Origin of the sequence: Streptomyces silvisoli (assembly GCF_029269905.1) — a bacterium.
Lineage (GTDB): Bacteria > Actinomycetota > Actinomycetes > Streptomycetales > Streptomycetaceae > Streptantibioticus_A > Streptantibioticus_A silvisoli_A.
Window position 1 is genome coordinate 1 of record NZ_JARJBC010000080.1, and the last position, 582, is coordinate 582.

Annotated in this window: 1 protein-coding gene; it reads left to right on the plus strand. The window is 66.7% G+C overall.

The genetic code is table 11. From position 1 onward, the window contains the following. Positions 1-582: acyltransferase domain-containing protein (locus P3G67_RS35800; protein ID WP_276097246.1), on the plus strand; the 582-nt coding region annotated here is incomplete at both ends.

Genomic DNA, 582 nt, shown 5'->3' on the forward strand with positions numbered 1-582 from the left:
CGGTCTTCGCCGAAGCCCTGGACGCGGTGTGTGAACGGTTCGAAGTACCGCTGCGGGATGTGATCTTCGGAGCCGACGGCGGCCTGCTGGACCAGACTGCCTACACGCAGCCCGCGTTGTTCGCGGTTGAGGTGGCGCTGTTCCGGCTCGTTGAGTCGTGGGGGCTGAAGCCTGACTTCCTGGCCGGGCACTCGATCGGTGAGCTGGCTGCGGCGCATGTCGCTGGTGTGTTGTCGCTGGATGATGCCTGCACGTTGGTGGCCGCTCGTGGTCGTCTGATGCAGGAGCTGCCGGGTGGCGGCGTGATGGTGGCGGTCCAGGCTGCGGAGGACGAGGTTGCGCCGCTGCTGGTCGAGGGCGTGAGTATCGCCGCGATCAACGGGCCTACGTCGGTTGTCATCGCCGGTGATGAGGCTGCGGCTCTGGAGATCGCGGCTGGTTTTGAGGCGCGGGGGCGTAAGACCAAGCGGCTGACTGTCAGCCACGCGTTCCACTCGTCGCACATGGACGGGATGCTGGACGCCTTCCGCGAGGTGGCCGCGGGGCTGACGTATGAGGCTCCCCGCATTCCGATCGTCTCCA